The organism is Kitasatospora sp. NPDC057198 (assembly GCF_042670125.1).
In the GTDB taxonomy this organism is placed as follows: Bacteria; Actinomycetota; Actinomycetes; order Streptomycetales; family Streptomycetaceae; genus Kitasatospora.
Window position 1 is genome coordinate 1 of the sequence record NZ_JBHUWH010000604.1, and the last position, 4096, is coordinate 4096.

Genomic DNA, 4096 nt, shown 5'->3' on the forward strand with positions numbered 1-4096 from the left:
CGGCCGCCCCGCGCCGCCCGGCCGCCGAGCGGCCCGCCCCGCGCTGCCGCACCCGCCGCGGCCGCGCCTCCGTCCCGGCCCGGGTGCTCGCCGCCCGCCGCCCCGCCGCGGACCGCCCCGCCCCGTACGACACCCACGTGCTGCCGCCGCTGCCGTGCCCCGTCCTGCCGTGCCCCGTCCTGCCGTGCCCCGTCCTGCCGGGCCCCGCCGTCGACACGGTGCCCGACCTGGACGCCGAGTGCGGCCGCGGCCTGTTCCTGATCCACGCCCTGGCCGACCGCGTCCAGCTCCGCACCCACCCGCTGCGCGGCGCCACCGTCAGCTTCGACAAGCTGCTCACCCCGGGGCCGGCCGCCGCCCTGCTGCGCACCGCCTCCTGAGCGGCCGCGCCCCGACCGTTCGTGTCCGACCCCGGCTCCGACCCCGGGCGTCTCACGCTCCGAAACTCGCTGGCGGTGCGTCCCCGGCCCCCGGTTAAGGTCTAGACCGGCCACCGGAGGGGACCATGACCACCACTGCCGCGGAGCCTGCCTCCGCATCCCGTCGCGCGCTGTCCCGGATGGGCAGCGCCTTGCAGGGGCGGGACTTCCGCCTCTGGTTCTACGGCCAGCTGACGTCCGCGTCCGGCGCTCTCGCGCAGGGCGTCGCACTGTCCTGGATGATTCTCGAACTCACCCACAACGCCGTCTGGTTGACCGTCCAGACGGCCTGCGCCTGGGGCCCGACGCTGGTTCTCGGCCCGTGGGCCGGCGCGCTGGTCGACCGCTCGGACCGGCGCCGCCTGCTGCTGGTCACCCAGAGCCTGATGATGGCCGTCAGCCTGGCCCTGGCCCTGATCGCGGCCTTCGGCGGGATCCGGCTGGGAGTGCTGCTGGCCCTCTCCCTGTGCACCGGGCTGATCACCACCGTGGACGCCCCGGCCCGCCAGGTCTTCGTGGTCGACCTGGTCGGCTCCGGCGCGGTGGCCAGCGCCGTCGGGCTCTGGGAGGTCGCGCTCAACGGCTCCCGGGTGATCGGCCCCAGCATCGCGGGCGCCCTGCTCGCCTTCAGCGGCCCCGGGTTCTGCTTCGCCTTCAACACGCTCTCCTACCTCGCGCCGATGTTCGCCCTGATCAAGCTCCGCCCGGCCGGCGGCGGCCCGCGCCGCGGACCCGCCAAGGCGCCCGCGGCGAAGGCCCGCGACGGACTCTCCTACGCCTGGCGCTCCCCGCTGATCCGCGGCCTGCTGCCGATGTCCGCCGCCAGCGGCCTGATCTTCTCGATGGGGCTCACCCTGCCGCCGCTGGTCAGCTACTCGCTGCACGCGGGCGGCGGCGGGTACGGCCTGCTGATGGCCGCGTTCGGCGTCGGCGGCCTGCCCGGCGCGCTGCTGGCCGCTGCCTCGCCCGAGCCCACCCCGCGCCGGGTGCGCACCCTGGCGCTGGCCACCTCCGCCGCGATCCTGCTCACCGCCCTGGCGCCGAACCTCTACCTCGCGGTGCCCGGCATGGTCGCCGTCGGCCTCACCTCGATCTGGTTCATCGCCACCGCGAACACCTTGGCCCAGCTGCGCTCCGCCCCCGAGATGCGCGGCCGGGTGATGTCCCTGTGGGGCAGCGCGATGACCGGCACCCTCCCGCTCACCGGTCTCGCCGTCACCTTCGTCGCCCAGCACGTCGACGCCCGGATCGGCTTCTCGATCTCCGGCGCGGCCCTGCTGCTGGCCACCCTGGCGGCCTGGCGGGCGCTGCGCCCGAACGTCTGACCCGCCGCTGAGCCGCTGCTGACCCGTTGCTGAGCGGCCGCTGAGCCGCCGAGCGGAACGGGGCGACGCGGGGCGGCGCGGGGCGCGGAACGGGGTACGGAGTACGGGCCGGGACGTCGAGAACGGCGTCCCGGATCCGACCGTGTACGGAAGGACGACCGTCCCGCGCCGCGAGGAGCCCGCCGTGGCGTACCTGCTGCAACTGCACTTCAGCCGGGACGACACCCCCGTCCCGCCGATCCCCACCTGGAGCCCGGAGCCCGGAGCCCGGAGCCCGGAGCCCGGAGCCCGGAGGCCGCCGCCGGCGGCGCGAATTGCCGGGCCGGTCCGGGCGGCGGACCATGGTGATCATGATGCACCAGATGCGCGCCGAGACCGGCCCGACCGGCGCCACGGACTCCGTGGTCAGCTGGCACATCGTCCGCGACGCGGACCTGATCGCGCTGTGCGGCAGGGAGCTGTCCGCGGGCGCCCCCGTCCAGGAGGCCACCCGCTGGACGGCCGACCCCGACCACAACTGCCACACCTGCGGGGCGCTGTTCCTGCGCGAGACCCCGTACCTCCCGGACGAGCACACCGGCTGACACCCGCCGCGGCGTACCCTGACGGGTGTCCCCGACCCGTCCCGCCGGAGGTGCTCCCGTGGTCATCGACTCCGCCACCGACGGCCGGATCCAGCGCGGCAACGAGACCCGGCGGGCGGTGCTCGGCCGGGCCGTGCAGATCGCCTCGGTCGAGGGCCTGGACGCGCTGTCGATCGGGCGGCTGGCGACGGACCTCGGGCTGAGCAAGAGCGGCGTCTTCGCGGGCTTCGGCTCGAAGGAGGAACTCCAGCTGGCCACCGTCCGGGCGGCCCGGCGGATCTTCTACGACCGGGTGGTGACCCCGGCGCTGGAGCACCCGCGGGGCGCGGGGCGGCTGCTGGCGCTGTGCGAGCACTGGCTGGAGTACTCGCGGGGCCGGGTCTTCGCCGGCGGCTGCTTCTTCTACGAGGTGACGGCCGAGTTCGACGCCCGGCCCGGCCCGGTCCGGGACGCGCTGGCGCGGTCGGCGACGGAGTGGGAGACCCTGCTGACCGACCTGGCCCGGGAGGCCGCGGCGGCCGGCGAACTGCCCGCGGGCAGCGATCCGGAGGAACTGGCGATGCTGCTGACCGGACTGATGGACAGCGCGAACAGCCTGGCGGTGCTGCACGACGACCCGTCCCGCTACGACCGGACGATGCGGACGGCCCGCCGCCTGCTCGGCTTCCCCCCGGCCTGACACCGGCCGCGCACCCTCCCCGCCCCGAACCGCCCGCGCACCCTCCCCGCCCCGAACCGCCCGCGCCCGCGCACGTGCTCGTCGCACGCCATAAAACTGCACGAACGGTCGTGCTAATATCCCGGCCATGGCAGCCAACGCCCTCGTGCGCACCACGCTGAACGCCACCTCCCGCCTCGCCACCGCCCCGCCGGGGCGGGTGGCCTACGAGCTCTTCCGGCACCCGGTGCGGCGCAGCCGGGTCCGCCCCGCCGAGCGCGAACTGCACGACCGGGCGCGCACCGCGGAGCTGGTGGTGGACGGCAAGCGGGTGCGGGTCTACCGGTGGGGCGACGGCGCGCGGCCGGTGCTGCTGGTGCACGGCTGGCGCTCCCGGGCCTCGCGCTTCACCCCGTACGTGCGGGGGCTGCTGGACCTCGGGATGAGCCCGGTGGCCTTCGACGCGCCCGGCCACGGCGACTCCGGGGGGCGGAGCACCACGATCCTGGAGTACCGCGAGCTGATCGGCCGGCTCGCCGAGCAGGACGGCCCGTTCGAGGCCGCCGTCACGCACTCCTTCGGGGCCTGCTGCACCCTCCTCGCGATGGCCGAGGGGGTGCCGGTGGGCCGGCTCGCCTCGATCGCCGGGCTGGCCGAATTCGGCTACCTGGTCGAGGCGTTCACGGCCATCGCGGGCCTGAACGAACGCCTCCGGCAGGACCTGGTGCGCCGGATCGAACGGCACCTGCTGCCGGACGCCGGGGACGTCTGGCGCCGCTTCGACGCCACCCACCGCCCGGAGCTGGTCACCGCGCCGATCCTGGCGGTGCACGACGAGGGGGACGACGTCGTCCCGTACCGCCAGTCGCAACTGCTGCGCGCGGCGTACGGCGAGGAGCAGCTGCGCCTGATCACCACCCGGGGGCTCGGCCACCGGCGGGTGCTGTCCGAGCCGACGGTGGTCGACAACGTGCTGGCCTTCCTGGTCGAGCCGCTGCCGGTGCCGGCGCGGGCCGAGGCGGCCTGAGCGCGACGGCCTGAGCGCGGCGGGCCGGAACGCCGGACGGCCCGGAACGCCGGACGGCCGGCCCCGCGCGCGCTGCGCGGGAC

The 4096-nt window shown here is 76.0% G+C and carries 4 protein-coding genes and 1 pseudogene; all 5 read left to right on the forward strand.

What is annotated here, in order from left to right:
* Positions 1-380 (forward strand): annotated as a pseudogene (locus tag ACFUEL_RS36360) (hypothetical protein); the annotation flags it as partial.
* A 125-nt stretch (positions 381-505) separates the two neighbouring features.
* The gene (locus tag ACFUEL_RS36365) at positions 506-1744 is read left to right on the forward strand and encodes an MFS transporter (protein WP_380241966.1); all 1239 of its coding nucleotides are present in this window, start codon (positions 506-508) and stop codon (positions 1742-1744) included.
* Between the two features lie 350 nt (positions 1745-2094).
* A complete protein-coding gene (locus tag ACFUEL_RS36370; protein ID WP_380241968.1) occupies positions 2095-2328 on the forward strand; it encodes a hypothetical protein in 234 nt (77 codons plus the stop codon).
* Between the two features lie 58 nt (positions 2329-2386).
* Entirely contained in the window at positions 2387-3007 is a 621-nt protein-coding gene (locus tag ACFUEL_RS36375; RefSeq protein ID WP_380241970.1) for a TetR/AcrR family transcriptional regulator, read from the forward strand.
* A 127-nt stretch (positions 3008-3134) separates the two neighbouring features.
* Entirely contained in the window at positions 3135-4013 is an 879-nt protein-coding gene (locus tag ACFUEL_RS36380) for an alpha/beta hydrolase (RefSeq protein ID WP_380241971.1), read from the forward strand.
* Positions 4014-4096 lie beyond the last annotated feature (83 nt).